Genomic DNA, 25,178 nt, shown 5'->3' with positions numbered 1-25,178 from the left:
TCCAGGAGGGTGTCGTTGACGATGTCCAGCGCCGGACGGGTCTGCAGGGCCTCGTCGAGGTCGGCCTCCAGACCGTTCTTCTCGCCGTCGATGATCCGGCGCTGCAGGCGCTCGTCCAGCGGCAGGGCGAGGAGCTCCTCGGCGCGGCCGGCCTTGAGGGACTTGGTGTTGACGCCCTCGAAGAGGGCCATCAGCTTCTGCAGCGGGTCGTAGCCTTCCGCCCGCCGGTCGTAGATCAGGTCCAGGGCGGTGGTGACCTGCTCCTCGTCGAACCGGGCGATCGGCAGGATCTTGGAGGCGTGGACGATCGCCGAGTCCAGGCCGGCCTTGACGCACTCGTCGAGGAAGACGGAGTTCAGCAGGACCCGCGCGGCCGGGTTCAGGCCGAAGGAGATGTTGGACAGGCCGAGGGTCGTCTGCACGTCCGGGTGCCGGCGCTTGAGCTCGCGGATCGCCTCGATCGTCGCGATGCCGTCCTTGCGGGACTCCTCCTGGCCGGTGCAGATGGTGAAGGTGAGGGTGTCGATGAGGATGTCCGACTCGCGGATCCCCCAGTTGCCCGTCAGGTCCTCGATGAGACGTTCGGCGATGGCGACCTTGTGTTCGGCGGTCCGGGCCTGGCCCTGTTCGTCGATGGTCAGCGCGATCAGCGCGGCACCGTGCTCCTGGGCCAGACGGGTGACCTTCGCGAAGCGGGACTCCGGGCCGTCGCCGTCCTCGTAGTTCACCGAGTTGATGACGGCGCGGCCGCCGAGCTTCTCCAGGCCCGCCTGGATGACGGGGACCTCGGTGGAGTCCAGGACGATGGGCAGGGTGGAGGCGGTGGCGAAGCGGCCCGCCAGCTCCTGCATGTCCGCGACACCGTCGCGGCCCACGTAGTCCACGCACAGGTCCAGCATGTGCGCGCCCTCGCGGATCTGGTCGCGGGCCATCTCCACGCAGTCGTCCCAGCGGGCCTCCAGCATGGCCTCGCGGAACTTCTTGGAGCCGTTGGCGTTGGTGCGCTCGCCGATCGCCATGTACGAGGTGTCCTGCCGGAACGGGACCGTCTGGTACAGCGAAGCAGCACCCGGCTCGGGCTGGGGGGTGCGCTCGGTGATCGCGGTGCCGCGCACCCGCTCCACGACCTGCCGCAGGTGCTCGGGGGTGGTGCCGCAGCAGCCTCCGACCAGCGAGAGCCCGTACTCCCGTACGAAGGTCTCCTGGGCGTCGGCGAGCTCCGGGGCGGTCAGCGGGTAGTGGGCGCCGTTCTTCGTCAGGACGGGCAGGCCGGCGTTGGGCATGCAGGAGAGCGGGATGCGGGCGTTGCGCGCCAGGTAGCGCAGGTGCTCGCTCATCTCCGCCGGGCCGGTGGCGCAGTTCAGGCCGATCATGTCGATGCCCAGCGGCTCCAGCGCGGTCAGCGCCGCACCGATCTCCGAACCCAGCAGCATCGTGCCGGTCGTCTCCACGGTGACCGAGCAGATCAGCGGAACAGTGACGCCGAGGGCCTCCATGGCCCGGCGGGCACCGATGATGGAGGACTTGGTCTGGAGGAGGTCCTGGGTGGTCTCGACGAGCAGCGCGTCGGCGCCGCCGGAGATCAGGCCCTCGGCGTTGGTCTGGTAGGCGTCGCGGATCTGCGCGTAGGTGATGTGGCCCAGGGTGGGCAGCTTGGTGCCGGGGCCCATGGATCCGAGGACCCAGCGCTGCTGACCGGTGGAGGCGGTGAACTCGTCCGCGACCTCGCGCGCGACCCGCGCACCGGCCTCCGAGAGCTCGAAGTTCCGCTCGGCGATGTCGTACTCGGCCAGCGCCGCGTGGTTCGCACCGAACGTGTTGGTCTCCACACAGTCCACACCCACCGAGAAGTACGCCTCGTGGACCGAGCGCACGATGTCCGGACGGGTGATGTTGAGGACCTCGTTGCAGCCCTCGAGCTGCTGGAAGTCCTCCATCGTCGGGTCCTGCGCCTGGAGCATCGTTCCCATCGCCCCGTCGGCGACGACCACACGGGTGGCGAGCGCCTCTCGGAGGGCATCGGCACGGGTCTGTGTGTCAGCGGGCAGGTTCGGCAACGAGGCCATGGAGAGCTCCCTGGGATGCGACGGCTGTCGGCTTTGCACCCCTTCGGTGTCAAGGGTGCACGCGGTCAGGGTAACCGGCGGGGCTCGCCCCGGTGAGGTCGTCCCACGTGGCGGACTGCATCCTGTGCGCGGGGGTTTGCGCGGGGGGCGCGCCGCTCCGCAGGCTCCCAACCATGCACAAGGTCGGCATCGACCGATAGTGTTCAGCATTGTCGAACTACGTCAGCAGGAGGCTGCGCGATGGCACGGAACATCCAGTCGCTCGAACGAGCCGCTGCGATGCTGCGGCTCCTGGCGGGCGGGGAGCGCCGGCTGGGCCTGTCGGATGTGGCCTCGGCCCTGGGCCTGGCCAAGGGCACGGCGCACGGGATCCTGCGCACCCTGCAGGCCGAGGGCTTCGTGGAGCAGGACCCCGCCTCCGGCCGCTACCAGCTGGGCGCGGAGCTGCTGCGCCTGGGCAACAGCTACCTGGACGTGCACGAGCTGCGCGCCCGCGCCCTGGTCTGGACGGACGACCTCGCCCGGGCGAGCGGGGAGAGCGTGTACGTGGGGGTGCTGCACCAGAGCGGGGTGCTGATCATGCACCACGTCTTCCGGCCCGACGACAGCCGCCAGGTGCTGGAGGTGGGAGCCATGCAGCCGCTGCATTCCACGGCCCTGGGCAAGGTGCTGTCGGCCTACGACCCGGTCGCGCATTCGCAGGCCGTGGAGGTCGAGCGGGAGGCGTTCACCCCCCGTACGGTCACGGACGGCGCGGGCTTCGAGGCGGTCCTGGACCTGACGCGGGCGCGCGGCTGGGCCTCGGACGTGGAGGAGACCTGGGAGGGGCTCGCCTCGGTGGCGGCGCCCATCCACGACCGGCGCCGGATGCCCGTCGGCGCGGTGGCGGTGGCGGGGGCCGTGGAGCGGGTCTGCGGGGAGTCCGGCGAGCCGCGGGCGGCCCTGGTGGCCTCCGTACGGGACTGCGCGCGGTCGGTTTCGCGCGATCTCGGAGCGGGCCGGTTCTGAGCTTGACCTGACGCCAACCAGTCCACCCAAAGGCCACGATGTGGGCCATTGGGTGGATTTTGTCTTTTCTCGATCACCCAATGGCTGAATTTGGGCGATCGTACCGAGTGGTAACGATCCGGTTCTTTGACCTGGCCCACCCTTGACGCGTTCTTCACTCAGGCGGAAAACTGCCGTTCATCGGTCGGCATTGTCGAACACCTACCGGCAATACGCGCTAAGGTGTGGCGAGGCCAAGGACCGGTGCAGCACTCACCGAGTGCGTGTGGACCACCGGAGCGAACCGGTGTCCACCCACCCCTGGACGTAAGACAAAGGAGTCGCGGGTGTCCAGCTCCGACATCTTCTTCGGCGAGACCATCGGTACCGCCCTGCTCACCCTGCTCGGCGGTGGCGTCTGCGCCGCAGTGACGCTCAAGAGCTCCAAGGCCAGGAACGCGGGCTGGCTCGCGATCACCTTCGGCTGGGGTTTCGCCGTCCTGATCGCCGCCTACGTGTCCGCCCCGCTCTCGGGTGCGCACCTCAACCCGGCGGTCACCGTCGGCCTCGCCATCAAGAACGGCGACTGGAGCGACGTTCCGGTCTACTTCGCCGGCCAGCTCCTGGGCGCCATGATCGGCGCGGTCCTCATGTGGATCACGTACTACGGCCAGTTCCGCGTGCACCTGGCGGACCCCGAGCACGTCCGCGACGCCAAGCTCGGTCCCGAGGACCCCCACCCGCACGACGTGGCGGGACCAGTGCTCGGCATCTTCTCGACCGGCCCCGAGATCCGCAACGCCGTCCAGAACCTGGCGACCGAGATCATCGGCACCGCCGTCCTGGTCCTGGCCATCCTGACCCAGGGCCTCCAGGCCGACGGCAAGGGCCTCGGTGTCATCGGCGTCCTGATCACCTCGTTCGTGGTCGTCGGCATCGGCCTCTCGCTGGGCGGTCCGACCGGCTACGCCATCAACCCGGTGCGCGACCTCGGTCCGCGCATCGTCCACGCCCTGCTCCCGCTGCCCAACAAGGGCGGCTCCGATTGGGGATACTCCTGGATCCCGGTCGTCGGCCCGCTCGTCGGTGCCGCCGTCGCCGGTGGTCTGTACAACATCGCGTTCGCCTGATCAGCATCGGCACGATCGCAAGATCCGCACCGCCCTCCTGATTCCGCCTACTCACGAGACCTGCCAGGAGCAGCCACCATGACCAGCAGCACCGGCCCCTTCATCGCCGCGATCGACCAGGGCACCACCTCCTCCCGCTGCATCGTCTTCGACCGCGACGGCCGCATCGTCGCCGTCGACCAGAAGGAGCACGAGCAGATCTTCCCGAAGCCGGGCTGGGTCGAGCACGACGCCACCGAGATCTGGACCAACGTCCAGGAGGTCGTCGCCGGCGCCATCGCCCGGGCCGCCCAGGACATTCCGGGCTTCACGGCCGCCGACGTCAAGGCGATCGGCATCACCAACCAGCGCGAGACCACCCTGCTGTGGGACAAGAACACCGGCGAGCCGGTGCACAACGCGCTGGTCTGGCAGGACACCCGCACCGACGCCCTGTGCAAGGAGCTCGGCCGCAACGTCGGCCAGGACCGCTTCCGCCGCGAGACCGGCCTGCCGCTGGCGAGCTACTTCGCCGGCCCCAAGATCCGCTGGATGCTCGACAACGTCGAGGGCCTGCGCGAGCGCGCCGAGGCCGGCGACATCCTCTTCGGCACCATGGACTCCTGGGTCATCTGGAACCTCACCGGCGGCGCCCAGGGCGGTGTGCACGTCACTGACGTCACCAACGCCTCGCGCACCATGCTGATGAACCTGCACACCCTGGCCTGGGACGAGCGCATCGCCGAGTCCATGGAGGTGCCGCTCAACGTCCTGCCCGAGATCCGCTCCTCCGCCGAGGTCTACGGCCACGTCAAGGAGGGCGTCCTCGCCGGCGTCCCGGTCGCCTCGGCGCTCGGTGACCAGCAGGCCGCCCTGTTCGGCCAGACCTGTTTCGCCGAGGGCGAGGCGAAGTCCACGTACGGCACCGGAACGTTCATGCTGATGAACACCGGCGACAAGATCATCAACTCCTACAGCGGCCTGCTGACCACGGTCGGCTACCAGATCGGCGACCAGAAGCCGGTCTACGCGCTGGAGGGCTCCATCGCCGTCACCGGCTCGCTCGTCCAGTGGATGCGCGACCAGATGGGCCTGATCAAGTCCGCGGCCGAGATCGAGACCCTGGCCTCCTCGGTCGAGGACAACGGCGGCGCCTACTTCGTACCCGCCTTCTCCGGCCTCTTCGCCCCGTACTGGCGCTCCGACGCCCGCGGTGTGATCGCCGGCCTCACCCGGTACGTCACCAAGGCGCACATCGCCCGTGCCGTCCTGGAGGCCACCGCCTGGCAGACCCGTGAGATCACCGACGCCATGACCAAGGACTCGGGCGTCGAGCTCGCGGCCCTGAAGGTCGACGGCGGCATGACCTCCAACAACCTGCTGATGCAGACGCTCTCGGACTTCCTGGACGCCCCCGTGGTGCGCCCGATGGTCGCCGAGACCACCTGCCTCGGCGCCGCCTACGCCGCCGGCCTGGCCGTCGGCTTCTGGCCGGACACCGACGCCCTGCGCGCCAACTGGCGCCGCGCGGCCGAGTGGACCCCGCGGATGCCTGCCGAGCAGCGCGACCGCGAGTACAAGAGCTGGCTCAAGGCCGTCGAGCGGTCCATGGGCTGGGTCGACGACGAAGACGCCAGCTGACCGCGCTCAGCTGACGCTATCGACGAGGAGCCAAGAGAGATATGAGCAACCTGCAGAGCGTGACCGCCCTGGGCACGCACCCGACCGCCGGCTCGAACCCGAGCCGTGCCGAGACCCGTGAGCAGCTGGCGAAGGCCACGTACGACCTGCTCGTCATCGGCGGTGGAATCCTGGGCACCTCGGTGGCCTGGCACGCCGCGCAGTCGGGTCTGCGGGTCGCCATGGTGGACGCCGGCGACTTCGCCGGCGCCACCTCCTCCGCCTCCTCCAAGCTGGTCCACGGCGGTCTGCGCTACCTGCAGACCGGCGCGGTCAAGCTGGTGGCCGAGAACCACCACGAGCGGCGGGTGCTGGCCAAGGACGTGGCCCCGCACCTGGTCAACCCGCTCACGTTCTACCTGCCGGTCTACAAGGGCGGTCCGGTGGGTGCGGCCAAGCTGGGCGCGGGCGTCTTCGCCTACTCCGCCCTCTCGGCCTTCGGCGACGGCATGGGCAAGGTCATATCGCCGGCCCGTGCCGTCGCCGACAACCCCGGTCTGAAGACGGACAACCTGAAGGCCGTCGCGGTCTACTACGACCACCAGATGAACGACTCCCGCGTCGCCGTCATGACGGTCCGCGCGGCCGTCGAATCGGGCGCGGTCGTCCTCAACCACGCCGAGGTCACCGGGCTGCGGATGACGCGCGGCCGGGTCACCGGCGCCGAGCTCAAGGACCGTCTGGACGGCACCGAGTTCGGGGTGGACGCGCGCGTCGTGCTCAACGCCACCGGCCCGTGGGTGGACCACCTGCGGCGCATGGAAGACAAGCACGCGATGCCCTCGATCCGCCTCTCCAAGGGCGCGCACATCGTCATGAAGCGCAAGTCGCCGTGGAAGGCCGCCATGGCCACCCCGATCGACAAGTACCGCATCACCTTCGCCCTGCCGTGGGAGGACCAGCTGCTGCTCGGCACCACCGACGAGGTCTACGAGGGCGACCCGGCGGACGTGCGCGCCACCGAGGCGGACATCCAGCAGATCCTGGACGAGGCGGCCTTCTCGGTGAAGGACGCGGACCTGGACCGCTCGCTGATGACGTACGCCTTCGCGGGCCTGCGGGTGCTGCCCGGCGGTCCCGGCGGCGTGGAGAAGGCCAAGCGCGAGACGGTCGTCTCCGAGGGCGCGGGCGGCATGCTGTCGGTGGCCGGCGGCAAGTGGACGACGTACCGGCACATCGGCCGCGTGGTCATGGACAAGCTGGCCAAGCTCCCCGGCAGCCCGCTGACCGACGACATGGAGCCGGTGAAGTCCCTGGTGCGGCGGATCGCGCTGCCCGGTGTCGCCAACCCGAACGCGGTCGCGCACCGGCTGCTGGTGGACCGCGAGCCCGGGACGCGGATGGACCCGCTGACCGCCCGCCACCTGGCCTCGCACTACGGTTCGCTGGCCTTCGACATCGCGCGCATCGCGAACGAGGACCCGGCGCTGGCCGAGCGCATCCACCCGGACGGTCCGGAGATCTGGGCGCAGGTCGCCTACGCCCGGGACAGCGAGTGGGCCGAGACGGTCGACGACGTACTGCGCCGCCGTACGACGGTGACGATCCGCGGTCTGGACGACGAGGCCGTACGGGCCCGCGTCGAGGAGATGCTCAGCCACCGCGTCTAGCCCGCGGGCCCGGCGGGAGGCATGGCTCTCACGCAGGTGGGGAAGAGGGGCGGTTCCGAGGGGAACCGCCCCTCTGTCGTGGGCTGTGGCCGGTGCCTCATCAAGGCTTAGGCTGACCCACGTACGCAAGGGAACTTCGGAAGGAGACCTGGGTGATCGAGCTTGAGGGCGTGCCCGAGCTGATCGACCCGGTCATGGTGGCCGCGTTCGAGGGCTGGAACGACGCGGGTGACGCGGCCTCCGGTGCGGTCGCACACCTGGACCGGGAGTGGAAGGGCGAGGTGTTCGCGGCGCTCGACGCCGAGGACTACTACGACTTCCAGGTCAACCGGCCGACGGTGTGGCTGGACAACGGGGTACGGAAGATCACCTGGCCTACGACGCGGCTGTCCGTGGTCCGGATCGGCGGCGCGAAGCCGCGCGACCTGGTGCTGGTGCGCGGGATCGAACCGTCCATGCGGTGGCGGTCGTTCTGCAACGAGATCCTCGGCTTCGCCCACGAACTGGGCGTGGAAATGGTGGTCATCCTGGGGGCGCTGCTCGGGGACACCCCGCACACGCGGCCGGTGCCGGTGAGCGGGGTGACCTCGGACGCGGACCTGGCGCGGACGATGGACCTGGAGGAGACGAAGTACGAGGGCCCGACGGGGATCGTGGGCATCCTCCAGGAGGCCTGTACGCATGCGGGTGTCCCGGCGGTGTCGCTGTGGGCGGCGGTGCCGCACTACGTGTCGCAGCCGCCGAACCCGAAGGCGACGCTGGCGCTGCTGAACCGGCTGGAGGACCTGATCGACATCCGGATCCCTCTGGGTGAACTCCCGGAGGACGCACGGGCGTGGCAGCTGGGCGTGGACCAACTGGCCGCCGAGGACAGCGAGGTGGCGGAGTACGTCCAGACGCTGGAGGAGGCGCGGGACACGGCGGATCTGCCGGAGGCTTCGGGGGACGCCATCGCCCGGGAGTTCGAGCGGTACCTGCGGCGGCGGGATCCTGCGGCGGGGCCGGCCGCCGAGCCGGGTGACCCGTCGTACCTGCGGGACACGTCGAGCGGCCTGACGCGGCCGAAGCGCAAGGACTCCGCCGCCGAGGAGCCGCCAGCGGCTCCGCCGGAGGAGCCGGAGTCCCCGGACACCCCGGAGCCGTAGCCGCAGCCGGGCGGGCCGGGCCCCGTGGGGCTCCGCCCCACACCCCGCGCCTCAAACGCCGGCGGGGCTGGGTGGTGCCGCGCAGCGGCATGTTCCAGCCCGTCCGGCGTTTGAGGACCGGGGTCTGGGGCGGAGCCCCAGTTTCGGGAAGGGGCGGGGTGGGGAAGGCCCCGCGCAGCGGCCACCCCGGCACCCGTACCCGGCAAAAGGCGATGCCCCCGCACCCGGGTGGGGCTGGGGGCATCGGTGGCGCGGCTGCCGCTGGGGCGCCACACCCAGGGGGTTACAGGGCCACGCCCAGGAGGGCGTCCACCGTTCGGGAGATCAGCCCGGGGGCCGACTCGTCGGTGCCGTCGGAGGCGTTCTGGGCCTCCACCCAGCGGTCGACGGCCGCCAGCGCGGCAGGGGCGTCCAGGTCGTTCGACAGGGCTTCGCGGACCTCCTCGACGACCCCGTCGGCCGGCAGGCCGTCCGGGCGGGACACGGCGGCGCGCCAGCGCTCCAGGCGGGCGACCGCCTCGTCGAGGACGGCGTCCGTCCACTCCCAGTCGTCCCGGTAGTGGTGCGACAGCAGCGCCAGGCGGATCGCCGCCGGGTCGACCCCGGCCCGCCGCAGGGCGGAGACGAAGACCAGGTTGCCCTTGGACTTCGACATCTTCTCGCCGTTCAGGGCCACCATGCCCGCGTGGACGTACGCCTTGGCCATCGGGAACTCGCCCGTCAGCACCTGCGCGTGCGAGGCGCCCATCTCGTGGTGCGGGAACGCCAGGTCGGAGCCGCCGCCCTGGATGTCGAAGCCCATGCCCAGGTGGTCCAGGGCGATCGCCACGCACTCGATGTGCCAGCCGGGCCGGCCGCGGCCCAGCGAGCCGCCGTCCCAGCTCGGCTCGCCCGGACGCGCCGCCATCCACAGCATCGGGTCGAGCGGGTTCTTCTTCCCCGCCCGGTCGGGGTCGCCGCCCCGCTCCGCCGAGAGCAGCCGCATCGCCTCAGCGTCCAGGTTCGAGACCTGGCCGAAGTGCGCGTCGGACTCGACCGAGAAGTAGACGTCGCCGTCGAGCTCGTACGCGGCGCCCGCGTCCCGCAGCCGCTCGACCAGCGGCACGATGCCGGGTATGGCCTCGACGGCTCCGATGTAGTGCTGCGGCGGCAGCATGCGCAGGGCGGTCATGTCCTCGCGGAAGAGGGCCGTCTCGCGTTCGGCGAGCTCGGTCCAGTCGTGGCCGTCGCGCAGTGCCCGCTCCAGGAGCGGGTCGTCCACGTCCGTGACGTTCTGGACGTAGTGGACCTGCCGCTTGGTGTCGAGCCACACGCGCTGGACGAGGTCGAACGCGTTGTAGGTCGCCGCGTGACCGATGTGGGTCGCGTCGTACGGGGTGATGCCGCAGACGTAGATACGGGCGACGGGACCGGGGGCGAGGGTGATCGTCCCCTGGGTCGCGGTGTCGTGGATCTTGAGGTCGCGGCCCTTGCCAGGAAGGGCGGGGACCTCAGAAGCGGGCCAGGCATGCATGTCTCGAGCCTAACCGGACGGATGTTCCGGAAACGAACCGGACCTGCACTGTTGTCTTGATCGGCACTCTTGCGGTCTGGCCGGATCTGTGCGTGTCGCGGGTGTCCGGTTCAGACCGGTGGCCACGGGATCGCCGGCCACTGCCCGGACGGCTGCGGGTGGATCCCGGTGCGCAGCAGCTGCGCCACCCGGTCCCGTACGGCGGCCAGCTCGACCGCCGTGATCAGTTCGGCCAGGCGGGTGGCGAGCGGGGCCCCCTCGGCCAGCTCGGCGGTCAGCGAGGCCAGCACCTCGCGCGCCTCCGCGGTCAGCGGCTCCCCCGCCCACCCCCACAGGAGGGTCCGCAGCTTGTCCTCGGCGTGGAAGGTCACGCCGTGGTCGATGGCGTAGAGGCGGCCGTCGGCCGCGGGCAGCAGGTGGCCGCCCTTGCGGTCGCCGTTGTTGATCACGGCGTCGAGGACGGCGAGCCGCCGCAGCCGCTCGTCGTCGGCGTGTACGAGCAGGGCGGTGCGGCCCTCGCCGACCTCGGCGAGGGCGACGGGCTTCCAGCCCTCCCCCGCTTCCTCGCCCTCGACGAGCGCGAGGAGCTGCGCGCCGGGCGGATCGCCCTCGGGGGTCTCGATCCACCGCTGGACCATGCCCTCGCCATAGGGCCCGTCGCGCAGCACAGTGGTGGGTACCAGGCCCCAGCCGGTGGCCTCGGAGACCAGGTAGGAGGCGACCTCGCGCTGGGCGAGGTTCCCGTCGGGGAAGTCCCACAGCGGGCGCTCGCCCTTCACCGGCTTGTACACGCAGTCGGCGCTCACGCCCTCGTGGGTGACCGTGCACAGCAGGACGGCGTTGGACGCCTCCCTGATCCGGCCGACGACCGTCAGCTCACCCTTGGTGAGCAGTTCCTCGTGTTCCCCCGTCCCCGTCACGCCTGGCGCCGGTAGCCGTTCTGGCGCGGGCACACGTGCCCCTCCGGGTCCAGCGGCAGGCTGCACAGCGGGCACGGGGGGCGGCCCGCGTTGACCACGTCCAGGGCCCGCTTGGCGAAGGCCCGGGCCTGGGCGCCGGTGAGGCGGACCCGCAGCATGGGCGGGCCGTTCTCCTCGTCCTGGAGCAGCCGTTCCTCCGCCTCGGCGAGATCCTCGTCCGAGTCGGCCTCGAGTTCGACGAGGGCCTGCGCCTCGACGATCATGCGCTGTTCCTCGCCGTCCCAGGCGAGCGCCATGGTGCCGACGCGGAACTCCTCGTCGACCGGGACGTCCAGCGGCGCGGTGTCGGCGGCCTCGGCGGGGGCGACGGCGGGGACCGGGGCGTTGCCGCCGGTGCGCCGTACGACCTCGTCCAGCAGCTCGTCCATCCGCTCGGCCAGCGCCGCGACCTGGGTCTTCTCCAGGGAGACGCTGGTGACGCGGGGGCCGGAGGAGGCCTGCAGGAAGAACGTACGGCGTCCAGGCAAGCCGACCGTGCCGGCCACGAAGCGGTCCGGGGGGTCGTAGAGGAACACCTGACGGGGCACGTCCAGTCTCCAAGTCTCGGTGGCAGGCGCAGGGCTGCGCGCGGGGGCTGCTCTTTTAGAAGGCCAGTCCACCCTACTGCGCCGTTCGATCACACCGCGCCCGCGCCGCCTCCCACGACGCCGTCGCCGCCGTCTTCCACGGCTTTGTCCGGTGCGGCGGCCCGCGGTACGAGCGAGCCGAAGTCCCCGGTGTCGCCCAGCCGGAAGAGGAAGGGCCGCGTCGCGGTGTAGCGGATGGCGGTCACCGAACAGGGGTCGACGTGGATGCGCTGGAAGAGGTCCAGGTGCATGCCCAGGGCGTCGGCGACAAGGGACTTGATGATGTCGCCGTGCGAGCACATCAGGAACACGCCGTCGTTCCCGTGTTCCTCCTCGATCCGCGCGTTCCAGTCCCGTACGGCGTCCACGGCGCGCGCCTGCATGGCGCGCATGGACTCGCCGCCGGGGAAGGCGGCGGCCGACGGGTGCTGCTGGACGATCCGCATCAGGGGTTCTTCGGACAGTTCGGAGAGCTTGCGGCCCGACCAGTCGCCGTAGTGGCACTCGCCAATCCGCTCGTCGGTGTGCAGCTCCAGATCCGGCCGGGCGGCCAGCAGCGGGGCGAGGGTCTCGCGGCAGCGCTGCAGCGGGCTGGTGACGGCGGCGGCGAGGGGCACGCCCTCGAGCCGTCCGGGCAGCGCGGCGGCCTGCTCGGCGCCCCGCTCGTCGAGGGACACCCCGGGGGTCCATCCGGCGAGCAGCCCGGCGGTGTTGGCGGTGGACCGCCCGTGTCGTACGAGGATCAGCGTGGCCATGGCGCCAGCCTAGGACCTGGCCGGTCGTTCACGCCGGAAAAGTGAGCGGGGCTTGGTGCGTGCGATCGCAAGGCGGAGGAGGAAATCGACGCGGAGCGTCGGTGCCCGACGACAACGCGGCGAGCGTGCGTGCCAAGCCCCGCGAGCCCGGCGTGAACGGCCGGCCAGGTCCTGCGGCGCCGTCGACGTGCGGGCGGGCCCGGGGCAGGGAACAATGCCCGGATGATTGTGGACTGCGCGATTTACCGGGACGGCCGCCGCAGCGAGGGGCCGGAGGACTTCTCGGACGCCCTGGACGAGGCGCGGGCGACCGGTGACGCCTTCCTCTGGGTCGGGATGCACGAGCCCACGGCGAAGGAATTCGACCACGTGCGGAGCGAGTTCGGCCTGCACGCGCTGGCGGTGGAGGACGCGCTGACCGCGCACCAGCGGCCGAAGCTGGAGGTCTACGACGATTCGCTGTTCGTCGTGCTCAAGCCGGTGCAGTACGACGAGGCCAGCGACACGGTGACCACGGGCGAGCTGATGGTCTTCATAGGCGACTCCTTCGTGGTCACCGTCCGGCACGGCGAGGGCGCCCCGCTGGCCGCCGTGCGGCAGCGGCTGGAGCACGATCCCGACATACTGCGGCACGGCCCGACGGCGGTGCTGTACGCGGTGTCCGACGCGGTGGTGGACCACTACATCGAGGTGGCGGCCGAGCTCCAGACGGACCTGGAGGAGCTGGAGGCGGAGGTGTTCGCCCCGAACTCCACGGACACCAGGAACACCAAGAGCACGGCCGCCCGGATCTACGGCTTCAAGCGGCAGGTGCTGGAGTTCCGCCGGGCGACGAGTCCGCTGCTCCAGCCGATGGACCGGCTCGCCCTCGGCCAGGTGCCCTTCGTCCACGAGCACGCCCAGCCGTTCTTCCGCGATGTCGCCGACCACCTGACCAAGGCCAACGAGTACATCGAGGGCCTGGACCGGCTGCTGTCGGACGCGCTCGCCGCGCATCTGGCCCAGATGGGGGTCCGGCAGAACGACGACATGCGCAAGATCTCGGCCTGGGCGGCGATGGCGGCGGTTCCCACGATGGTGGCGGGGATCTACGGGATGAACTTCGACGACATGCCGGAGCTGAAGCAGGGCTGGGGCTATCCGGCGGTGCTGGTGGTCATGGCGGCCCTGTGCCTGGGCCTGCACCGGTTGTTCAAGCGCCGGGGGTGGCTCTGAGGGGCGCCGCCGCGCTGGACTCAGGCGAACTCGGGCGAGGTGACCGGTGCGCCGCCCAGCGCGTCGCGCCGTTGCGGCATGTGCAGGGCGACCATCCGGTGCCAGCCGGCGAAGCGCTCGTAGGCGTACATGCCGCGGATGCCGGCGGCGAGCGCGGCCGCCTTGGGCGCGGGCCAGTGCAGCAGCCGGCCCATGTGGCGCATGACGGCGAGGCTCACGTCCCGGTAGACGGCGATCTCGACGAGCGCGCTCTCGCGCAGCACCTGCTGGATGGTGCGGCCGTGGCCCTCCCGGGCGAGGCGCAGCAACTCCTCGTGGCAGTAGGCGAGGTGGTTGTCCTCGTCGTGGCTGATCATGCGGATGGCCTTGCCGACCTCGGGGTGGTCGCCGAAGTTCTTGACCAGCATGTCCATCTGGTCGGCGGCCCGCTGCTCGGTGACGCGGCTGTGGGAGAGGTAGACGACGATGTCGCGCTCGGTCAGCGGCTCGTCGCGGCGCAGCTTCTCGTGCGCGAGGCCGATGCCGCTGCGCTCCAGCAGCATCGTGTAGTCGGTCTCGGGGGGTACGGGGACGGGTGGCAGGCCGCGCTTGCGCAGCAGGGCGTTGAAGATCCGCCCGTGCTTGTCCTCGTCGGCGCCGTGCCGGGTGATCTTGGGGGCGAGATCACGCATGCCGTCCGGCACGAGGGCCGCGATGCGGGCGTTCTCCCAGCCTCCCTGTGACTCCCCGCTGGCGGCGATGGAGCAGAACAGCTGGAAGGAGTCGTCGTTGTCGACGATCTCCTGGAACAGGCTGCGGGCAGAGAGCATGCACCGAGTCAAACCCCGGGCGCGGGGGCGGGCAACCGAGGGGGCGCCCTACTCGTCCGAATGAACGAAACGCGCGGACGGCCCCTTGTGCGTAACCCGGCGGGCGCCCCGGGCGTTGTTGGCTGTGTCGGCCGTGGCGGGGAAGACCCCCCGAGCCCCCACCACGGCCGCAGACTCCTTCTGTTTCTCCTTCTCGACGCCGCTCCCGCACCGCCCCGGGCTTCGGGTGACCGCCCCGGTCCGGGCGTCAGGCCAGTCCGGCCCGTTCCATGGCCTCGGTGCCGGCGCGCAGGGCGGCGATCCGCTCGTCCCGTGTGAATCCGGCCGGGGCGAGCGTGAGGGTGGTGACCCCGGCCTCCGCGTAGGCCCGCATCCCGTCCGCGATCCGCTCGACGGGGCCGAGCAGCGTGGTCGAGTCGATCAGCGAGTGCGGGATGGCGGCCGCCGCGCCGGTCTTGTCGCCCGCCAGGTACTTGTCCTGGATCTCGGCGGCTTCCTTCTCGTAGCCCATGCGCTGGGCGAGCTGGTTGTAGAAGTTCTGCTTCCGGCTGCCCATGCCGCCGACGTACAGGGCGGTGTAGGGGCGGAACATGTCCGCGAGCGCGGGCACGTCGTCGCCGAGGGCGAGCGGCACGGTCGGGCAGACATCGAAGCCCTCCATGGTCAGCCCGGCCTTCTCGCGGCCCGCGCGGATGTGGGTGAGCGCGGTCGCCTCCAGGTGCTCGGCGGCCGGGAAGATCAGCAGGGCGCCGTCGGCGATCTCGCCCGTCTGCTCCAGGTTCTTCGGTCCGATGGCGGCGATGTAGAGCGGGATGTGCTCGCGCTCGGGGTGCACGGTCAGCTTGAGGGGCTTGCCGGGGCCGCCGGGCAGGGGCAGGGTCCAGTGCTCGCCCTCGTAGCTGAGCCGCTCGCGGGACATGGCCTTGCGGACGATCTCCACGTACTCCCGGGTCCGCGCGAGGGGCTTGTCGAACTTGACGCCGTACCAGCCCTCGGAGACCTGGGGCCCGGAGACGCCGAGGCCGAGCCGGAAGCGGCCCTTGGTGAGGGAGTCCAGGGTGGCGGCCGTCATGGCGGTCATCGCGGGCTGGCGCGCCGGGATCTGGAGGATGGCGGAGCCGACGTCGATGCGCTCGGTCTGGGCGGCGACCCAGGCGAGCACGGTCGGGGCGTCCGAGCCGTAGGCCTCGGCGGCCCAGCAGACGTCGTAGCCGAGCCGGTCGGCCTCCTGGGCGACGGCGAGGTTGTCGGCGTCCATGCCCGCGCCCCAGTAGCCGAGATTGATGCCGAGCCTCATGTGTCGTCCCCTTACGGTGTGCCGGTTTACCGATCAGTAACGTTGGTCTGCGGGGACTGTAGCGCGCCAGGGTCCGCCGCGTCAGTGCCCCAGTAGTCTCAGCGTCCATGGAGCAGAGGCATCTCGGCCGCACCGGCCTGCGCGTCTCCCGGATCGGCCTCGGCACCCTGACCTGGGGCCGCGACACCGGCGAGGAAGCCGCCGCCGAACAGGCGAAGACGTTCTGGGAGGCGGGCGGCACGCTCGTCGACACGGCCGACGTGTACGGCGGCGGCGAGGCGGAGTACCTCCTCGGGCGGCTGCTGGACGGGCTCGTCCCGCGCCGGGACCTGGTCCTCGCGACCAAGTCCGGCAGCGTGCCGGATCCCGACCGGCGGTTCGACGGGTCGCGCGGGCACCTGCTGGCCGCCCTGGACGACTCGCTGGCCCGGCTGGGCACCGATTACGTCGACCTCTGGCAGGTGCACGCCTTCGACCCGGCGACCCCGCTGGAGGAGACCCTCCAGGCCATGGACCTGGCGGTGTCCAGCGGCCGGGCCCGGTACGCCGGGGTGGCGGGCTTCTGCGGGTGGCAGCTGGCCAAGGCGGCGACCTGGCAGCTCGCGGCACCGGGGACGCGGACCCGGCTGGCCTCGACGCAGATGGAGTACTCCCTGCTGCAACGGGGCGTGGAGCGGGAGGTGCTGCCGGCGGCGCTGGACCTGGGGATCGGTCTGCTGCCCTCGTCCCCGCTGGGGCGCGGGGTCCTGACGGGCAAGTACCGCGACGGCGTCCCGGCGGACTCCCGCGGTGCCTCCCCCACCCTGGCGGCCCTGGTGGACCCGTACCTCGACGATGCGGCGGGCCGCATCGTGGACGCGGTCGTGACGGCGGCCCAGGGCCTGGCCGTGACCCCGCTCCAGGTGTCCCTGGCGTGGATCCGGGACCGCCCCGGGGTGGTCGCGCCGATCGTCGGCGCCCGGACGTCGGCGCAGCTCGCGGCGGCTCTGTCGGTGGAGGCCCTTAGTCTTCCGGAGGAGATCTGCCGGGCGCTGGACGATGTCTCGGCGCCGGAGCACCGCTATCCCGATCAGGACTGGAGCACGCTGTGAGTACGGACCGCCAAGCCGAAACCGCTGCCGCGGAGGAAGCCGGTGCCGCTGCCGCTGCCGCCGGCGAAGCCCGTACCGCTGCCGCGGAGGTGGCCGGTGTCGCTGCCGCGGAGGAGGCCGGTGCCGGTGCCTCTGGCAAAGCCCGTGCCACTGCGGCGGAGGAGGCCGGTGCCGGTGGCCCCGGCGGGGCCGATGCCGCTGCCGCGGAGGTAGCCGGTGCCGCTGGCGCCGGCGAAGCCCGTGCCGCTGCCGCGGAGGAAGCCGGTGCCGCTGGCGCCGGCGAAGCCCGTGCCGCTGCCGCGGAGGTAGCCGGGGCCGCTGACGCCGGCGAATCGCGTGCCGCTGCCGCGGAGGTAGCCGGTGCCGCTGACGCCGGCGAAGCCGAGGGGGCGGGGGCGCAGGCCGCGGAAGAGGCCGCAGACGCGGTCGGCAGCGGAGCCGACGGGGCGCAGGCCCCGGCCGGAAGCCCGGGGCACGGCGGAGCCGACCGGGTGCAGGCCCCGGCCGAAGGCCCGGGGCACGGCGGAGCCGACGGGGTGCAGGCCCCGGCCGAAGGCCCGGGGCGCGGCGGAGCCGGGGAACGGGGTCCAGGGGCGGAGCCCCTGGTTTCGGGAAGGGGCGGGGTGGGGGAAAGCCCCGCAGGGCACGCTCCGCACCCCGAGCCCGCCGACGCGGAGCCCACGGGCGCCGGGGACGGGGGCCCGGCCGCCACAGAGGCCGGATCCGGCGAGGCAGAGGGGGCGAGCGGCGGGGCTGAGGCCGTCGGCGGGGAGGCGGTGGTGCCCGCGCTGAGCGAGGCCGCCGCCGAGCTGGCCGCGCAGAAGATCGAACGCGAGCGCATCGCCCGTCGCAAGGCCGAGCGGGAGGGCCCCGTGGACGCCGGGGCGAAGCTCAGCGGCAAGGCCGCCGACCTGCTGGCCGCCGTACGGGCCGTGGAGAGCGGGGAGAAGCCCGCCCTGTACTTCGACGAGGCCCCGGCCGCGCCGCGCAAGGCGGCCCCGGCTCCCCCGCCGGTCCGCAGGCCCGCACCCGCCCCGGCCCCGGCCGCCGCCCCCTCCGCCGACGCGGTGGACTCCGTGCGCGCCGTCCTGACCCGCGGCGGCGCCCCCGAGACGCTCGCCGCGCCCGCCACCGCGGCCCTCGGCGACGGCGCCGCCGAGCAGCTCGCCGAGAACCCCTGGCGGCTGCTGGCCGTCCACGCCGTCCGCCCGGCGCAGGCCGACGGGTTCGCCCGCGCCCTCCTCGGCCCCGAGGCCGGTCCCGGCGACGAGCGCCGCACCACCGCCCTCGTGGGCTGGCTGCTGGTCCAGGCCGGGCTCAAGGGCCACACCGCGCTGGAGGCCCCGGTCCTGGAGAAGGCCCTGGCCCAGTACGGCGTACCGGACCCCGCCGAGGCCCTGGAACAGGCCATCGGCGAGGGCACGGTGCTGGTCTTCCACGAGCCGCTCGGCGCCCCGGTCCCGGAGGGCGAGGAGCAGCCCGTACGGATCCTCGTGGGCCTGGAGGGTTCCGCCATGGCCGAGGAGAGCCTGGCCGACGGCCTGGCCCGGATCGCCAACACCTTCGAGCGCCCGGACGACCCCGCCGACTGGGAGAAGGCCGCCGCCCGTGGCACCGGCGCCGAGCTGATCCGCGCGGCCGGCGCGCACGGGCTGGTCGCCCACACCGGCGGCGAGGCCGCCCGCGCCGAGCCGCTGGCCCTGCTGGCGGCGGCCCAGGGGCTGGGCCTGCGCACCGTCCTGGCCATGCACGCCCCGACCTCCGAGGGCGTCACCGTGGCCGGGCTGCTGTCGGGTGCCGAGGGCCCCGGCCGGGACGCCGACGGGCAGTTCGCGCTGGACCTGCTCATCGTCCTGGACGCGCCCCAGCTCGACGTGGAGACCGCGGCCGCGCTGGTGGAGTCCGTCCCCGACGGGGCCCGCCTGGTGCTCTCCGGAGATCCCGGAGTGCTCGGCTCCGCCGGCGCCGGGCGGGTGTTCACCGATCTGCTGGCAGCCCGCGCCTGCCCCCAGGTGGTCTCCCGCGTCCCGGACCCGGGCCCGATCGGCGAGCTGGTCTCGGGCATCGGCATCGGCGAGCTGAACCAGGTGGACGCCCCGGGCAAGGAGGTCGTCATCGTCCCGGTGCGCGACGCCGGGGAGGCCGTGCACCGCGCCGTGCAGCTGGTGGCCGAGTCGGTGCCGCGGGCCTTCGGGATCCCGGCGGCCAGCGTGCAGGTGATCACCCCGGGCCACGGCGGCTCCGCGGGGACCCGGGCGCTGAACGCCGCCCTCAAGGAGCGGTTGAACCCCGGCCCGGGCCGGTTCGGCGGCTTCGACCCGGGCGACCGGGTCGTCCACGTGCCCTCGCCCGGGCGGGCGCTGCCGGCCCGGGTGGTGTCGGCCGACGCGGAGGGGCTGCACCTGGACCGGGCGGGCGCACGGGTCGTCGTGGCGAAGGAGCTCGTGGAGTCCCAGGTGCGGCACGGCTGGGCGGTGACGGCGCATCAGGCCGTCGGCGCGCGCTGGCCGGCGGTGGTCGTCGTACTGCCGGGCGACGCGGCGCAGGCCCTGTCGCGGGACTGGGTGTACACGGCGTTCGGGCGGGCCGAGCGGCACCTGTCGGTGGTGCACGGCGTGGACCAGGCACTGCAGCACGCGGTGGCACAGGTTCCGGCGAAGCCGCGTACGACCCGGCTGGCGGGCCTGCTGTCGGCCCTCGCGGCGGCGGCCGGCGAGCAGCCGGAGTAGCCGGGAGCGGCCCCCGCCCCGCACGTGGCGGGACGGGGGCCGCTTCGGGATCAGGCCGGGGCCAGTCCGGGCTCGGCGATCTCGCCCTCGTCCGCGTCCTCGTCCTCGTCCTCGTCTTCGTCTTCGTCCTCGTCGAAGACGGAGCTGACGTCGAACCGGTGCAGCACGTCCTCGGGAGCGGTGTGTTCGAAGGGCGAACCCAGCCACTCCCCCGGCTCGGCCGCCTCCTCCAATGCCGCGATCCACAGCGTGGAATCGCCTTCCTCCAGCCCGAACTCCCTGTAGCGGGAGGCGATCTCGTCGGGCTCGTATTCCCCGAAGAGCACGCCCAGCGCGCCGGCCGTACCGCCGTCGTGGACGAGTTCGGCATCGCGGTCGTGCGCGGCGACCCGTTCGGCCTGGGCGATCAGGCGCGGCGGCTCGACCACGGCGTAGTCGCGGCGGATGAGCACGCTGAAGGCAGCGGGCTCGGCAGGCCCGGCGTACGGGACACCGTCCTCGGGCGTGGGGATCTCGAAGGGGGTGACCTCGTCGTAGCGGTCGTAGAGGAGTTCGTCGTACTCCTCGGCCGCGGCGGCGAGTTCGTTGAACGCGGTGTAGACCTCGGGGTCGTCGTCCCCGGTCCTGCGCTCGACCGCGGCGAGGTGGCGGTCGAGAGCGGCCTTGACCGCCTCGGCGGCGGCGCGTACCTCGGCAAGAGTGGGCAGAGCGGCATCAGACATAGAGCAGACGCTATCCGTAGCAGGGCTCTGCCCGCACAATAGATGCGATGCCGGAATACGAATTTGTCGACGTGTACGTGCCTCGCGGGGTTCCCCGCAAGGAGGCGACCCGCCTGCTGACCGACCATGCCGAGTACGGGAACTGGGAGCTCGACCGCCTGTCCCTGCACCGGGACGGCAGCCGCCGCGTGCGGTTGCGACGGCGGATCATCCGTCAGGTCCGCGCGACCTGGTGACGCGGGCCCCGGTCGCGGGGCCCGCGTCGTGAGTGCCCGTCAGACGGCGTTGCGGGCGCGCCGGTAGAGCACGGCGCCGCCCAGCAGCAGACCGCCCGCGAGCGGGAGGCCTGCGCTGAGGACGTCACCGGCACCCGTGGCGGCGAGCGCCGCCGGCGCGGCGGGGGCGGTGTCGCTCCCGCCGCCGGCGGGGCCGGGGTGCGTGACGGGGGTGACGGAGCCCGTGCCCGGGCCGGTGCCGGTGCCCGGCGTGCCGGGCTGCTGCCCGTGACCGGGGTTCTCCGTACCCGGCGTACCGGGCGTGCCCGGGTTCCCCGGTGTGTGGCCGCCCGGCGTGCCCGGGTTGCCGGGGTGACCCGGGTGGCCCGGGTGGCCGGGGGTACCGGGGTGGCCCGGGGTGCCGGGGTGGCCCGGGTGACCGGGGGTACCGGGGTGGCCCGGAGTGCCCGGGTTCCCTGGCTGTCCCGGGTGGTCGTCGCACGGCTCGTCGCCGTCGTCGTGGCCGCCACCGCCCGGGTGTCCGGGGTGGCCGGGGTGTCCGGGGTGGCCGGGACTGCCCGGGTTACCGGGGCGTTCCGGCCCGCCGCCGTGACCCGAACCGTTGAAGCAGTGGTTCCCGAAGGCCGGATTGAGGCCTCCCACCACCGTCACCGAGTTCCCGCACGCGTTCACCGGCGCGTCCACGGGTGCCTGCACGGTGTTCCCGGACAGCAGTCCGGGAGAGTTCGCGGCATGCCCCGAGGCGCCGGAGTCCGCGTGTGCGTATCCGCCGCCCATGGCGAGGACACCCCCCGCGGCAGCCATGGTGATCAGGGTCTTCCTGGTGGCCTGTGCCGGTCGTCGCATCTGTACTCGTCCCCTGGTGTGTGCGTATCGGTCGACGCACAGGCCGTCGTGGCTCCCCCGCCTGTTGCGCCGAAAGTGAGGTTCCGGTCCGGAAAGCCCGGCGGCCCCGGAACGCTGGAATGCGTTCCGGGGCTCAGGACTTCAGACGCGTCAGGCGTTGACGCAGGTGTTGCCGAAGGCCGGGTTCAGCAGGCCGATGATGTTGACCGTGTTGCCGCACACGTTCACCGGGATGTGGATCGGAACCTGGACGACGTTGCCGGACAGGACACCGGGGGAGCCGATGGCCGCACCCTGGGCACCCGCGTCGGCAACGGCCAGACCCGCACCCGCGAGAACGAGGCCACCGGTGGCAGCGGCAGCGGCCACAACCTTCTTGATCATTGTTCCTCCTAGTAGGCAATGCGGTCCCAGCCGCGGACCGCATCACCTGTAACGAGGAGGGATCACCGGGGCTACGAGCGTATGAGCGCATTCACTCTTCTCAGTGGTTTGCGCACACCTCTGCGATTCCGTGCCGTTAGGCGTTGTCGATGAATCGGTCGAGCACCCGAACCCCGAACTTCAGCCCGTCCACCGGCACCCGCTCGTCCACACCGTGGAACATTCCGGCGAAGTCCAGCTCGGGCGGCAGCTGCAGCGGCGCGAAGCCGAAGCAGCGGATGCCCAGGTCGTCGAAGGACTTGGCGTCCGTACCGCCCGAGAGCATGTACGGGACGGCCCGCGCGATCGGGTCCTCGGCCTTCAGGGCGCCCTGCATGGCATCGACCAGACGGCCGTCGAAGTCCGTCTCCAGCGCCTTGTCCCCGTGCACGTCCTCCCGCTTCACGCGCGGTCCGAGGATCCGGTCGAGGTCCGCGAAGAACTCGTCCTCGTAGCCCGGCAGGAAGCGCCCGTCCACGTGGGCCGTCGCCTGGCCGGGGATGACGTTGACCTTGTAGCCGGCGCCGAGCATGGTCGGGGCGGCCGAATTGCGCAGGGTCGCGCCGACCATCTTGGCGATGCCGCCGAGCTTGGCGAGCGTCGCGTCCATGTCGTCCGGGTCCAGCGGGGTGCCGAGCGCGTCGGAGAGCTCGTCCAGGAAGCTCCGTACGGTCTTGGTCACGCGCACCGGCCACTGGTGGCGGCCGAGCCGCCCCACGGCTTCGCACAGCTCCGTGATGGCGTTGTCGTTGTTGGTCATGGAACCGTGGCCCGCGGTGCCCTCCACCGTGAGCCGCATCCAGTGCATGCCCTTCTGGGCCGTCTCCACCAGGTACAGCCGCAGGTTCTCGTTCACGGTGAAGGAGAATCCGCCGACCTCGCCGATGGCCTCGGTGACGCCCTCGAACAGCCCGGGGTGCTTGTCGACGAGGTGCCGCGCCCCGTAGACGCCGCCGGCCTCCTCGTCGGCGAGGAAGGCCAGCACGATGTCCCGGGGGGGCTTGCGCCCGCTGCGCATGCGGTCGCGTACGACGGCCAGCGTCATCGCGTCCATGTCCTTCATGTCGACGGCGCCGCGGCCCCACACGCAGCCGTCGGCGATCTCGCCCGAGAAGGGATCGTACGTCCAGTCGGCGGCATTGGCCGGAACCACGTCGGTGTGCCCGTGGATCAGGAGGGCGGGTCGCGAGGGGTCCTCCCCCTCGATCCGCGCGACGGTCGAGGCCCGCCCCTTGTGGGACTCGAAGATCTGCGGCTCCAGCCCGACCTCGGCGAGCTTCTCGGCCACCCACTCGGCCGCCTTGCGCTCGCCGGGGCCCGAGTGGTCTCCGTAGTTGCTGGTGTCGATCCGGATGAGGTCCCGGCAGAGGTCGACGACCTCGTCCTCGCCGGAGACGGTCCTGCCCGCGCTCGACTCGCTCACGCTGCTTCCTCCCACTGATCAGTACCGAACTGCCCCCATCCTCCCGCTGCGGGCCGCTCCGCCCAAGGGCGATCCCCGGTCACCGGGGGGTGTGATCGAGGACCCCGGAATGTTTGGTAATGTTTTCCACGTCGGAACGGCCCGCGAGGGACGCGAGACAGACACCTTGTCCGGGTGGCGGAATGGCAGACGCGCTAGCTTGAGGTGCTAGTGCCCTTTATCGGGCGTGGGGGTTCAAGTCCCCCCTCGGACACAAGAGCAAGAACCCCACTTCGGTGGGGTTCTTTGCGTTTGCGGACGGCGGGATCGCGACGACGCACAACGGGATGCCGGCCGCCCTGTGGGAGTTCACCTGGGACGGGTGGGCGTCCCTGAGGGCCCCTGGGGTGCACGAAGGCCCTGCCGAGCGGAGCGGAGTCCGGTCGGCAGGGCCTTTCGGTGGCAGGGCCTTCGGGCCGGTGTCAGTCGCGCGCGGCGGCGATCTCGGCCACGCGGCGGCGGACCAGGTACCAGCCGCCGACCAGGGCGGCGCCGATGGCCGGCACGCACAGCACCGTGGTGCGGCCCACGCCTCCGTCGCACCACATCAGGACCAGCACCGCGAGGAGGAAGGCCAGGGTGACGAGCTGGGTGTACGGCGCCCAGGGCAGGCGGTAGGCGGGGCGCTCCAGCGTGCCCCGCTGCGCGCGGCGCCAGAAGTGGAGCGAGCAGATCATGACCATCGCCCAGGTGCCGAGGATGCCGAGCGAGGCGAAGTTCAGGACGATCTCGAAGGCGTCCTCGGGCATCAGCTTGTTCAGGCCGACGCCGGCCAGACCGAAGGCGGCGGTGAAGAGGACCCCGCCGTAGGGGACCTTGCCCTTGTTCATGCGGGCGGTGAACTTCGGCGCGGAGCCGGACATCGCCATGGAGCGCAGGATGCGGCCGGTGGAGTAGAGGCCGGAGTTGAGGCTGGAGAGGGCCGCGGTCAGGACGACGAGGTTCATGACCCCGGCGGCGCCGGGAACCCCGAGCTTGTCGAAGACGGTGACGAAGGGGCTCTGGTCGGAGGAGTACGCCGTGTAGGGGAGCAGCAGGGCGAGCAGCACGACCGAGCCGACGTAGAAGAGGCCCACGCGCCACATGATCGAGTTGATGGCCTTCGGCATGATCTTCTCGGGGTTCTCGGTCTCGCCGGCGGCGACGCCGCAGAGCTCGACGGAGGCGTACGCGAAGACCACGCCCTGGATCACCAGGAGCATCGGCAGGACGCCGGAGGGGAAGATGCCACCGTTGTCGGTGATGGTGGCGAGGCCGGGGGTGTGGCCGCCGATCTCGTGGCTGGTGGCGACGAGCCAGATGCCGACGATCAGGAAGACGACCAGGGCGGCGACCTTGACGAGGGAGAACCAGAATTCCATCTCGCCGAAGTACTTCACGGAGATGAGGTTCGCGGTGAGGACGACGGCCAGGGCGATGAAGGCGAGGACCCACTGGGGGACGTCCGTGAACAGCGACCAGAAGTGGGCGTAGGTCGCGGCGGCCGTGATGTCGGCCACGGTCGTCGTCGACCAGTTCAGGAAGTACAGCCAGCCGGCCGTGTAGGCGCCCTTCTCCCCCATGAACTCGCGCGCGTACGAGACGAAGGCGCCGGAGGAAGGACGGTAGAGGACGAGCTCGCCGAGGGCCCGTACGACGAAGAAGGCGAAGACGCCGCACACCGCGTAGGCGATCGCGAGGGACGGGCCCGCGCCGGCGAGGCGGCCGCCGGCACCGAGGAACAGGCCGGTGCCTATGGCCCCGCCGATCGCGATCATGTTGATGTGGCGGGACTTGAGGTCCTTGCTGTAGCCCTCGTCGCCGGCGTCGACATGGCGGGGAGACGCCGGGGCGGTGGCCTCGGTCAAGGTGCGGTCACTCATGTATGACTTCGCCTTCGTGGGTGGGACAGGCAGGTGCGGTGCCGCGCTCAGGGGACCTGGGTGGTGTCCCGTGAG

At 71.9% G+C, this 25,178-nt stretch carries 22 protein-coding genes and 1 tRNA gene; 10 read left to right on the top strand and 13 right to left on the bottom strand.

Annotation, left to right across the window (positions count from 1 at the left end; all coding sequences use genetic code 11):
* Window positions 1–2,066, bottom strand: a 2,066-nt coding sequence (locus ACIP5M_RS33655) for a homocysteine S-methyltransferase family protein (RefSeq protein WP_401204136.1), incomplete at its 3' end; no start/stop codon positions are given.
* Between the two features lie 240 nt (window positions 2,067–2,306).
* On the opposite strand from ACIP5M_RS33655, the gene ACIP5M_RS33650 reads away from it, so the two are divergent.
* The 5 genes from ACIP5M_RS33650 to ACIP5M_RS33630 all read left to right on the top strand — a co-directional run bounded on the left by ACIP5M_RS33650 (window position 2,307) and on the right by ACIP5M_RS33630 (window position 8,597).
* A complete protein-coding gene (locus ACIP5M_RS33650) occupies window positions 2,307–3,074 on the top strand; it encodes an IclR family transcriptional regulator (protein ID WP_401204134.1) in 768 nt (255 codons plus the stop codon).
* A 326-nt stretch (window positions 3,075–3,400) separates the two neighbouring features.
* The gene (locus ACIP5M_RS33645) at window positions 3,401–4,183 is read left to right on the top strand and encodes an MIP/aquaporin family protein (RefSeq protein ID WP_401204132.1); all 783 of its coding nucleotides are present in this window, start codon (window positions 3,401–3,403) and stop codon (window positions 4,181–4,183) included.
* A 78-nt stretch (window positions 4,184–4,261) separates the two neighbouring features.
* The gene (gene glpK, locus ACIP5M_RS33640) at window positions 4,262–5,803 is read left to right on the top strand and encodes a glycerol kinase GlpK (RefSeq protein WP_401204129.1); all 1,542 of its coding nucleotides are present in this window, start codon (window positions 4,262–4,264) and stop codon (window positions 5,801–5,803) included.
* A 41-nt stretch (window positions 5,804–5,844) separates the two neighbouring features.
* Window positions 5,845–7,452, top strand: coding sequence for an FAD-dependent oxidoreductase (locus tag ACIP5M_RS33635; RefSeq protein WP_401204127.1), 1,608 nt, complete (start codon window positions 5,845–5,847; stop codon window positions 7,450–7,452).
* Window positions 7,453–7,604: 152 nt separating this feature from the next.
* Window positions 7,605–8,597, top strand: coding sequence for a PAC2 family protein (locus ACIP5M_RS33630; RefSeq protein ID WP_401204124.1), 993 nt, complete (start codon window positions 7,605–7,607; stop codon window positions 8,595–8,597).
* A gap of 283 nt (window positions 8,598–8,880) precedes the next feature.
* Here ACIP5M_RS33630 and mshC read toward each other — a convergent pair whose 3' ends face one another.
* The 4 genes from mshC to ACIP5M_RS33610 form a co-directional block, all read right to left on the bottom strand.
* Window positions 8,881–10,110: a cysteine--1-D-myo-inosityl 2-amino-2-deoxy-alpha-D-glucopyranoside ligase gene (mshC, locus tag ACIP5M_RS33625; RefSeq protein ID WP_401204122.1), complete on the bottom strand. Its 1,230-nt coding sequence runs from the start codon at window positions 10,108–10,110 to the stop codon at window positions 8,881–8,883.
* Window positions 10,111–10,220: 110 nt separating this feature from the next.
* The gene (locus ACIP5M_RS33620; RefSeq protein ID WP_401204119.1) at window positions 10,221–11,063 is read right to left on the bottom strand and encodes an SCO1664 family protein; all 843 of its coding nucleotides are present in this window, start codon (window positions 11,061–11,063) and stop codon (window positions 10,221–10,223) included.
* Window positions 11,027–11,617 (bottom strand): DUF3090 domain-containing protein, encoded by a 591-nt coding sequence (locus ACIP5M_RS33615; protein ID WP_382649310.1) that lies wholly within the window; start codon window positions 11,615–11,617, stop codon window positions 11,027–11,029. The genes ACIP5M_RS33620 and ACIP5M_RS33615 overlap by 37 nt, the downstream gene beginning before the upstream one ends.
* Window positions 11,618–11,706: 89 nt before the next feature.
* Window positions 11,707–12,411: a histidine phosphatase family protein gene (locus ACIP5M_RS33610; RefSeq protein WP_401204117.1), complete on the bottom strand. Its 705-nt coding sequence runs from the start codon at window positions 12,409–12,411 to the stop codon at window positions 11,707–11,709.
* 222 nt (window positions 12,412–12,633) lie between these two features.
* Between ACIP5M_RS33610 and ACIP5M_RS33605 the strand changes: the two genes are divergently transcribed.
* Window positions 12,634–13,626: a magnesium and cobalt transport protein CorA gene (locus tag ACIP5M_RS33605; protein WP_401204114.1), complete on the top strand. Its 993-nt coding sequence runs from the start codon at window positions 12,634–12,636 to the stop codon at window positions 13,624–13,626.
* A gap of 20 nt (window positions 13,627–13,646) precedes the next feature.
* Here ACIP5M_RS33605 and ACIP5M_RS33600 read toward each other — a convergent pair whose 3' ends face one another.
* Complete coding sequence (locus ACIP5M_RS33600) at window positions 13,647–14,435, bottom strand: ferritin-like domain-containing protein (protein ID WP_401204112.1); 789 nt, start codon at window positions 14,433–14,435, stop codon at window positions 13,647–13,649.
* A 247-nt stretch (window positions 14,436–14,682) separates the two neighbouring features.
* A complete protein-coding gene (locus ACIP5M_RS33595; protein WP_401204109.1) occupies window positions 14,683–15,732 on the bottom strand; it encodes an LLM class F420-dependent oxidoreductase in 1,050 nt (349 codons plus the stop codon).
* Window positions 15,733–15,839: 107 nt separating this feature from the next.
* On the opposite strand from ACIP5M_RS33595, the gene ACIP5M_RS33590 reads away from it, so the two are divergent.
* The gene (locus ACIP5M_RS33590; protein ID WP_401204106.1) at window positions 15,840–16,823 is read left to right on the top strand and encodes an aldo/keto reductase; all 984 of its coding nucleotides are present in this window, start codon (window positions 15,840–15,842) and stop codon (window positions 16,821–16,823) included.
* On the opposite strand, the gene ACIP5M_RS33585 is transcribed toward ACIP5M_RS33590, so the two are convergent.
* Entirely contained in the window at window positions 16,802–17,470 is a 669-nt protein-coding gene (locus ACIP5M_RS33585) for a hypothetical protein (RefSeq protein ID WP_401204174.1), read from the bottom strand. The two genes, ACIP5M_RS33590 and ACIP5M_RS33585, sit on opposite strands and share 22 nt — an antisense overlap.
* Between ACIP5M_RS33585 and ACIP5M_RS33580 the strand changes: the two genes are divergently transcribed.
* Window positions 17,426–19,552, top strand: coding sequence for an ATP-binding domain-containing protein (locus ACIP5M_RS33580; RefSeq protein WP_401204171.1), 2,127 nt, complete (start codon window positions 17,426–17,428; stop codon window positions 19,550–19,552). The genes ACIP5M_RS33585 and ACIP5M_RS33580 overlap by 45 nt on opposite strands.
* Before the next feature lie 50 nt (window positions 19,553–19,602).
* On the opposite strand, the gene ACIP5M_RS33575 is transcribed toward ACIP5M_RS33580, so the two are convergent.
* Window positions 19,603–20,274 (bottom strand): hypothetical protein, encoded by a 672-nt coding sequence (locus ACIP5M_RS33575; protein WP_401204103.1) that lies wholly within the window; start codon window positions 20,272–20,274, stop codon window positions 19,603–19,605.
* 47 nt (window positions 20,275–20,321) lie between these two features.
* On the opposite strand from ACIP5M_RS33575, the gene ACIP5M_RS33570 reads away from it, so the two are divergent.
* Window positions 20,322–20,510: a DUF5703 family protein gene (locus ACIP5M_RS33570; RefSeq protein WP_073774709.1), complete on the top strand. Its 189-nt coding sequence runs from the start codon at window positions 20,322–20,324 to the stop codon at window positions 20,508–20,510.
* Between the two features lie 39 nt (window positions 20,511–20,549).
* On the opposite strand, the gene ACIP5M_RS33565 is transcribed toward ACIP5M_RS33570, so the two are convergent.
* The 3 genes from ACIP5M_RS33565 to ACIP5M_RS33555 form a co-directional block, all read right to left on the bottom strand.
* Complete coding sequence (locus ACIP5M_RS33565) at window positions 20,550–21,314, bottom strand: chaplin (RefSeq protein ID WP_401204100.1); 765 nt, start codon at window positions 21,312–21,314, stop codon at window positions 20,550–20,552.
* A 192-nt stretch (window positions 21,315–21,506) separates the two neighbouring features.
* Window positions 21,507–21,740 carry a chaplin gene (locus tag ACIP5M_RS33560; RefSeq protein ID WP_385179984.1) on the bottom strand — a complete coding sequence of 78 codons (234 nt, stop codon included), beginning with the start codon at window positions 21,738–21,740 and terminating at the stop codon, window positions 21,507–21,509.
* A gap of 136 nt (window positions 21,741–21,876) precedes the next feature.
* Window positions 21,877–23,202 (bottom strand): M20/M25/M40 family metallo-hydrolase, encoded by a 1,326-nt coding sequence (locus ACIP5M_RS33555; RefSeq protein WP_401204097.1) that lies wholly within the window; start codon window positions 23,200–23,202, stop codon window positions 21,877–21,879.
* Window positions 23,203–23,370: 168 nt separating this feature from the next.
* Between ACIP5M_RS33555 and ACIP5M_RS33550 the strand changes: the two genes are divergently transcribed.
* Window positions 23,371–23,455: transfer RNA gene (locus ACIP5M_RS33550), tRNA-Leu, on the top strand.
* A 208-nt stretch (window positions 23,456–23,663) separates the two neighbouring features.
* Here ACIP5M_RS33550 and ACIP5M_RS33545 read toward each other — a convergent pair.
* The gene (locus ACIP5M_RS33545; RefSeq protein WP_401204094.1) at window positions 23,664–25,103 is read right to left on the bottom strand and encodes an amino acid permease; all 1,440 of its coding nucleotides are present in this window, start codon (window positions 25,101–25,103) and stop codon (window positions 23,664–23,666) included.
* Window positions 25,104–25,178 lie beyond the last annotated feature (75 nt).

This window comes from Streptomyces sp. NPDC088762, assembly GCF_044750905.1.
Lineage (GTDB): Bacteria > Actinomycetota > Actinomycetes > Streptomycetales > Streptomycetaceae > Streptomyces.
The sequence above is the reverse complement of the archived record's forward strand: the minus strand, read 5'-3'. Positions and strand labels throughout refer to the sequence as shown.

Excerpts from the sequence above, each read along its gene's own strand:
- glpK (WP_401204129.1), top strand. The coding sequence starts at position 4,262 with ATGACCAGCAGCACCGGCCCCTTCATCGCCGCGATCGACCAGGGCACC.
- ACIP5M_RS33595 (WP_401204109.1), bottom strand. The coding sequence starts at position 15,732 with ATGAGGCTCGGCATCAATCTCGGCTACTGGGGCGCGGGCATGGACGCC.
- ACIP5M_RS33560 (WP_385179984.1), bottom strand. The coding sequence starts at position 21,740 with ATGATCAAGAAGGTTGTGGCCGCTGCCGCTGCCACCGGTGGCCTCGTT.
- ACIP5M_RS33650 (WP_401204134.1), top strand. The coding sequence starts at position 2,307 with ATGGCACGGAACATCCAGTCGCTCGAACGAGCCGCTGCGATGCTGCGG.
- ACIP5M_RS33600 (WP_401204112.1), bottom strand. The coding sequence starts at position 14,435 with ATGCTCTCTGCCCGCAGCCTGTTCCAGGAGATCGTCGACAACGACGAC.
- ACIP5M_RS33590 (WP_401204106.1), top strand. The coding sequence starts at position 15,840 with ATGGAGCAGAGGCATCTCGGCCGCACCGGCCTGCGCGTCTCCCGGATC.
- ACIP5M_RS33565 (WP_401204100.1), bottom strand. The coding sequence starts at position 21,314 with ATGGCTGCCGCGGGGGGTGTCCTCGCCATGGGCGGCGGATACGCACAC.
- ACIP5M_RS33575 (WP_401204103.1), bottom strand. The coding sequence starts at position 20,274 with ATGTCTGATGCCGCTCTGCCCACTCTTGCCGAGGTACGCGCCGCCGCC.
- ACIP5M_RS33545 (WP_401204094.1), bottom strand. The coding sequence starts at position 25,103 with ATGAGTGACCGCACCTTGACCGAGGCCACCGCCCCGGCGTCTCCCCGC.
- ACIP5M_RS33635 (WP_401204127.1), top strand. The coding sequence starts at position 5,845 with ATGAGCAACCTGCAGAGCGTGACCGCCCTGGGCACGCACCCGACCGCC.
- ACIP5M_RS33570 (WP_073774709.1), top strand. The coding sequence starts at position 20,322 with ATGCCGGAATACGAATTTGTCGACGTGTACGTGCCTCGCGGGGTTCCC.
- mshC (WP_401204122.1), bottom strand. The coding sequence starts at position 10,110 with ATGCATGCCTGGCCCGCTTCTGAGGTCCCCGCCCTTCCTGGCAAGGGC.
- ACIP5M_RS33610 (WP_401204117.1), bottom strand. The coding sequence starts at position 12,411 with ATGGCCACGCTGATCCTCGTACGACACGGGCGGTCCACCGCCAACACC.
- ACIP5M_RS33605 (WP_401204114.1), top strand. The coding sequence starts at position 12,634 with ATGATTGTGGACTGCGCGATTTACCGGGACGGCCGCCGCAGCGAGGGG.